We start from the raw sequence: 5923 nt of genomic DNA, 5'->3' as shown, positions 1-5923 counted from the left end.
GCGCGGCGGCCGACGCGACGGCGGCCAATGTGCCCAGCCGCAGCGCGCGTTCACCGGCGCGCCAGCCGGGCGGGGGCGGTGGCGGGGGGCCGGCGGTCACGTCGTGACGGCCGACCAGGGCCCGTTGGACGGCGGCGGCCGCTCGTCGGGCGGGCACGCGCTCCGTCATGACGCGACCGGTGTACGCGGCAAGGTCTGCGGGGCGGTCACGGATTGCACGATCTCGCGCAGCACGTCGTCGCCGTCGATCTGCCGGACCCACAGCTCCGGCTTGAGGGTGACGCGATGCGCGAGGGCAGGCACCGCCACCGACTTGACGTCCTCCGGTGTCACGTAGTCCCGCAGGTCCAGGACGGCACGGGCGCGGGCGAGCTGTACCAGGGCCAGACCGCCGCGCGGAGAGGCGCCGACCTGGACGTGCGGGTGGTCGCGGGTGGCGCGGACCAGCGCGACGACGTACTCCAGCAGGTCGTCGGCCACCTCGACGCGTTCCACGGCGGCCCGCATGGCGAGCACCTCACCCGGACCGCTGAGGGTGCGCAGCACGGCCTCGGACGCCGCCCGGTCGACACGCGCGCGCAGCATGCCCGCCTCCTCGGACGCCGTCAGGTAGCCCATACGGACCCGCAGCAGGAACCGGTCGAGCTGGGCCTCGGGCAGGGTGTACGTACCCTCGTACTCGATGGGGTTGGCGGTGGCGACGACCACGAAGGGCTCCGGCAACGGCCGGGTGCTTCCGTCGATGGAGACCTGGGACTCGGCCATCGCCTCCAGCAGTGCGGCCTGGGTCTTGGGCGGGGTGCGGTTGATCTCGTCGGCGAGCAGCAGGTGGGTGAAGACCGGTCCGGGCCGGAAGACCATGTCGGCGGTGCGCTGGTCGTAGAACGGGGCTCCGGTGACGTCGGAGGGCAGCAGGTCCGGGGTGAACTGGATGCGGCGGAAGTCCAGGCCGAGAGTGGTGGCGAAGGAGCGGGCCAGCAACGTCTTCCCGAGTCCCGGCAGGTCCTCGATGAGGACATGGCCGCCGGCGAGGATGCCGAGCATCACCAGCGCCAGCGGTTCCGCCTTGCCGACCACGGCCCTGCGGATCTCGTCGAGCACGGCCGCGGCTCTTTCGCCCGCCTGTCGGGGAGTCAGGGTGTCGTGGTCCGGGATGTGTCGCGGGCTGGTCACGGTCGGTTCCTCACGAAGCGGGGTCGGAATGCGCGGGCTGCGGGGACGGCCGCAGCGCCACCGGTCACAGGGCTTCCAGGCGGTCGAGCAGCAAGCGCAGGACGGGCTCGGGGAGAGCGGGCCGGGGAGCGGTCGCCTCGGGGTCGATCCACGGCCACAGCTCGGACCCGACCAGCGCCCGGGCCCGCTGGGGGTTCCGGTACATCGCCACGCCGTGCCGTTCGGCCAGCCGGGCCGCGAACAGCCGCTGCAACTGCGGACGCATGACCGTGGGGAAGTGCGCCTCGCCGTCGTCCGCGAGAGACTGGGCGACGACGTGCCGCCACCCGCCGAGCGCCGGGGCCCGGCTCGCCAGCAGGCGCACCGGTCTGCGGTAACCGCTGTCCTCGGCGCCGCCGCCCGCGGCATAGCGCCCCAGGGCCAGCGCGACCGAGGTGATGAGGGCGAGGCCGGTGGCGGCCGCGGCGGCGCCGTCGGCCAGGGCGAGCAGCACTTCGGCCGCGGCCGCGGCGGTGCAGAGGATGACCAGCGAGTGGCGTACGGAACCGGGCTTCGCCAGCACGGAGTTGACGATGCCCCGGATCCGGGTGGGCGTCTTCACGAGGCACCCGCCACGGCTCCGGATCCGGAGGTTCGCGAGCGCAGGCCGTCGGCGATCTCGGCGAGCGCGGCCGCGGCCCGGTCGCGGTGGCTGACGTCCATCGGATGCGTGGAGTAACGGGCCTCGCGGAACAGCCCGGTGAGTGCGGCGGCGGCCGCCCCGTTGGGCAGGCCCCGGGCGACGGCCCGCTCCAGCAGGTCCTGCGGGCTGTCCGAGGCGCGCCGGGCCACGCCGGAGTCGGCGAGCGACTCCTCCATGGCGGCATAGCAGGCGATGACGGCGGCACGGGCGTCGGTTCCGTCCAGCAGGGCGCGGCGCCCGGAGTCCACGGCCCTGGCCAGGCGTTCCTGCTCGTCGTCGAGCGTCTCGTACGTCGCCTGGACCTCGGGCACCGGCGGCCGGGTCAGGTGCCGCCACAGATGCAGCCCGGCGATCAGGACGACCACCACGAGCAGGGCGATGCCCAGGCCCAGCAGGATGCGCGTCAGCCCGAAGTGCATGCTGTGCCCGGCGTGCCCGGCATGCTGTCCGGTGGGTGCGCCGGGCGACGGTTCCTGCCGCGCGCTCGGAAGGGTCGACGGCTCTTGGGCGCCGCCGTGGCCGCTGCCCGACGAACCGAACCGGTGCAGGACCAGGACGAGCACCGGGACCACCAGCGACGCGGCCATCAGCACGCGGCTCACGCCGTCGACCAGGCGCTGTTCCACCGGGTTGAGTACCTGGGCGGCGTCGACCTGGTCCCGGTATGCCCCGCGCAGCGCCAAGCCGCCGAGGAGTGACAGCAGGGCGAGGCCGACCACGAGGACGGGGTTGCCGCCGAGCGGCCCGCGGCCCTTGGCCAACAGGCCCGTGCCGGGGTGCAGCGCCAGTGCTCCGAGGGCCGCTCCGCTCACCACCAGCACTGCCAACGCGGCCTGTGCGGCGCCGATCGTGCTGTGCCGTCGTGGCCCGCCCGCCGTACGCTCCCGCCCCACCGATCCACCCTCCCTCGTGATCGCAGCTTCGCACACGGTTCGACGCTGTGTCAGCCGGGCCCTGCTCGACCCGGCGGCGTGCGACCTCCTCCAGCGGATCCCGGCGTGATTGATTCGATCGTCCCTGCGCTTGATTCGAGTGTCCCGATCGGGCATCGTGCTTGTATCAGCTGTATCGGCGTGTGGTTCCCGTAAGGGAGAGGTGCTTCATGGACGAGATCGACCGAGCCATCCTGCGGGAGCTGCAGGTCGACGGTCGTGTTCCCTACGCCGACCTGGGACCCAAGGTGGGGCTGTCCCCTTCGGCCGCGAGGCTCCGGCTGCAACGGTTGATCGACACCAAGGCGGTCCAGGTCGTCGGAGTGACCGACCCGATGACCCAGGGCCGACAGACGATGGCGCTTCTCGGCCTGCGCGTCGACGGCGACCCCAGGGCGGTGGCCGATGAGCTCGCCGGGCACGACGAAGTCGTGTACACGGTCCTGACCGCCGGGACCTTCGACCTTTTCACGGAGGTCGTGTGCAGCGGGCCGCGCGAGCTCTTGGACTTCATCAACGACGTCGTCAAGACCGTCGAGGGGGTCGCAGCCGTCGAGAACTTCCCCTACTTCTCGATCCACACCCACCGGTTCCTGTGGAACGCCGACTGAGGCACCCGACCGCCTGCCCACCCCACGCTCCGACGCCAAGCCGAGGACCCCGCATGCCGCACGCCGAACACCGCACGATCGACTTCTTCACCGAAGGCGCCCTGCCCGCACCCCGGACGACGCCTGCCGAGGCCGAGCGCATCGCCGCCCGGTACCTCGGCATCACCGCGGCCGCGGAGGAACTGGGCAGCCAGCAGGACGCCAACTTCCTGCTGCGTGCCGAGGACGGGGCGGCCCTGGCGATCCTGAAGATCGCCAACACGGTCTTCGGCACCGTGGAGATCGAGGCCCAGGACATGGCAGCCGACCTGATCGCCTCGGCCCATCCGGAACTGCGCGTCGCGACGGTCCTGCGCCACCCCGACGGCTCCCCGCGGTGGGCGGTGGTGGACACCGACAACGGCCCGGTGGTCGCCCGACTGCTGCGTTACCTGCCCGGTGGTCCGCTGTCGGGACGCCGGCACCTGTCCCCGGGCACGGTGGCGGCCATGGGTACGATCGCCGGAAAGACCAGCACCGTCCTGCGCGACTTCCGGCATCCGGGCCTGGAACGCGTTCTCCAGTGGGACCTGCGGTACGCCGACCGGGTCGTCGCCAGGCTCGCCGGGCACGTCGACGAACCCGACCGGCGCGCCGCTGTCCGGACCGCGACCGCCGCGGCCTGGGTACGCGTGCAGGAAGTGGCGTCCGAGCTGCCGTTGCAGGCGGTGCACCTGGACCTCACCGACGACAATGTGATCCGCCGCCCCGACAGCCGCCCGCCCACGCCCGACGGCATCATCGACTTCGGTGACCTGACCACGAGCTGGGCGGTCGGCGAACTCGCCGTGTCACTCTCCTCGATGCTCCACCACGACGGCGTCGAGCCCCACGCCGTGCTGCCCGCCGTCCGTGCCTTCCACGCGGTTCGGCCGCTCTCCCCGCAGGAGGCGGAGGCACTGTGGCCACTGGTCGTGATGCGCGCCGCCGGCCTGGTCGTCAGCGGACGCCACCAGACCGCTGTCGACGGGGACAACGCATACGCCGAGGCGGCGATCGAGCGCGAGTGGCACATATTCGAGCAAGCCACGCGCCAGCCCCTCCCGGTGATGACCCACCTCGTCAAGGACGCGGTCGGCCTCACCGGGGTACGGGCCGGGGCCGGGGCGCCGGCGCACCCCCTGCTGCGCGATCTCGCGGCCGCGGACATCACCACCCTCGACCTGTCCACCGGCGCCGACTCCATGGACCACGGGGCCTGGCTCGAAGCCGGCGTCGAGGACCGGCTGGCGGCCCGCGCGCTCGCGGACGGCGCGGGTGCGGTCACCACCCGGTACGCCCAGGCACGGCTCACCCGGTCCCCGGCCCTTTCCGCCGTCTCCCGAGCCACGGTGCCCAGCGGCATCGACACGTGGCTCGGCCGGGACGCCGTGGTACAGGCTCCCCTCGCGGGGAAGGTCCTCGCCGCCGGGCCCGGCCGTGTGGAACTCACCTACGGTTCGTACGTCCTGACGCTGTCCCTTCCCCGAGAGGTCCGGCCCGCTGTCGCCCCCGGCGCGGTGGTCGAGGCGGGGGAGGACGTCGCCCGTCTCCCCGCCGGGTCCTCGATGCACATCGCGCTGCGCACCGCCGGCAGTCCCGCCGTCCCCGACCTGGTCCGTCCCGAGTACGCAGCCGGGTGGCTCCAGGTCACCGCCGACCCCGCCCCGCTCCTCGGGCTCCCGGCCACCGGCCGTACGCGTGACGGGGACCTGCTCGACCGGCGCGACGCCGTGTTCGCGACCGTACAGGGGCACTACTACGCCGACCCGCCCCGCGTCGAGCGCGGCTGGCGTCACCACCTCCTGTCCACCGAGGGCCGCTCGTACCTCGACATCGTCAACAACGTCACCCCGCTGGGCCACGCCCACCCCCGCGTCGAGCGCGCGGTCTCCCGGCAACTGCGGCGGCTCAACACCAACTCGCGGTTCCACTACGCCTCGGTGGTGGAGTTCACCGAACGCCTCGCCGCCCTGCTGCCGGCACCACTGGACACGGTGTTCCTGGTCAACTCCGGTTCCGAAGCGGTGGATCTGGGCCTGCGGCTGGCCATCGGCGCCTCCGGGCAGCACGACGTCGTCGCGTTGCGCGAGGCGTACCACGGCTGGACCTACGCATCCGACGCGGTCTCCACCTCACTCCAGGACAACCCCAACGCCCTTGCCACCCGCCCGAGTTGGGTGCACACCGTGGACTCGCCCAATGCCTACCGCGGTCGGCACCGAGGGGCGGACGCCGTGCGCTACGCGCCCGAGGCCGTCGCGGTGATCGACGAACTGGCCGCTGCCGGCCGCCCGGCAGGAGCGTTCATCGGTGAGACCTTCTACGGCAACGCCGGGGGAGTGGCCCTGCCCGACGGCTATCTCGCCCAGGTGTACGCGGCGGTCCGCCGTCACGGTGGCCTGGCCGTCGTCCAGCTGCGGACCGGGCCCCCGGGGCCCGGTTCTCGCTTCACGTTCCCCTCTGACCTCCTTCACTGAGGAACCACCGCACCCCATGAACAGCGA

General features: G+C 72.9%; 5 protein-coding genes. 2 read left to right on the top strand and 3 right to left on the bottom strand.

The features are described 5' to 3' along the window. Positions 1 to 165 precede the first annotated feature (165 nt). The 3 genes from ABZ646_RS38335 to ABZ646_RS38325 all read right to left on the bottom strand — a co-directional run bounded on the left by ABZ646_RS38335 (position 166) and on the right by ABZ646_RS38325 (position 2748). A complete protein-coding gene (locus tag ABZ646_RS38335) occupies positions 166 to 1173 on the bottom strand; it encodes a MoxR family ATPase (protein ID WP_360529843.1) in 1008 nt (335 codons plus the stop codon). 64 nt (positions 1174 to 1237) lie between these two features. Continuing rightward, the gene (locus ABZ646_RS38330) at positions 1238 to 1774 is read right to left on the bottom strand and encodes a hypothetical protein (protein ID WP_360529840.1); all 537 of its coding nucleotides are present in this window, start codon (positions 1772 to 1774) and stop codon (positions 1238 to 1240) included. Next, on the bottom strand, positions 1771 to 2748 hold the full coding sequence (locus tag ABZ646_RS38325; protein WP_360529837.1) for a DUF4129 domain-containing protein: 978 nt from the start codon (positions 2746 to 2748) through the stop codon (positions 1771 to 1773). Before ABZ646_RS38325 ends, ABZ646_RS38330 begins: the two co-directional genes overlap by 4 nt. A gap of 209 nt (positions 2749 to 2957) precedes the next feature. Here ABZ646_RS38325 and ABZ646_RS38320 point away from each other — a divergent pair, with 209 nt between their 5' ends. Together ABZ646_RS38320 and ABZ646_RS38315 are read left to right on the top strand one after the other, a co-directional pair. Beyond that, positions 2958 to 3398: an Lrp/AsnC family transcriptional regulator gene (locus tag ABZ646_RS38320; RefSeq protein WP_360529834.1), complete on the top strand. Its 441-nt coding sequence runs from the start codon at positions 2958 to 2960 to the stop codon at positions 3396 to 3398. A 53-nt stretch (positions 3399 to 3451) separates the two neighbouring features. Continuing rightward, complete coding sequence (locus ABZ646_RS38315) at positions 3452 to 5896, top strand: aminotransferase (RefSeq protein WP_360529831.1); 2445 nt, start codon at positions 3452 to 3454, stop codon at positions 5894 to 5896. The last annotated feature ends 27 nt before the right edge of the window (positions 5897 to 5923 follow it).

It is taken from the genome of Streptomyces sp. NPDC007162 (assembly GCF_040634175.1).
Taxonomy (GTDB): domain Bacteria; phylum Actinomycetota; class Actinomycetes; order Streptomycetales; family Streptomycetaceae; genus Streptomyces.
Note: the sequence above shows the minus strand (reverse complement) of the source record. Positions and strands in the feature narration are given on the sequence as shown.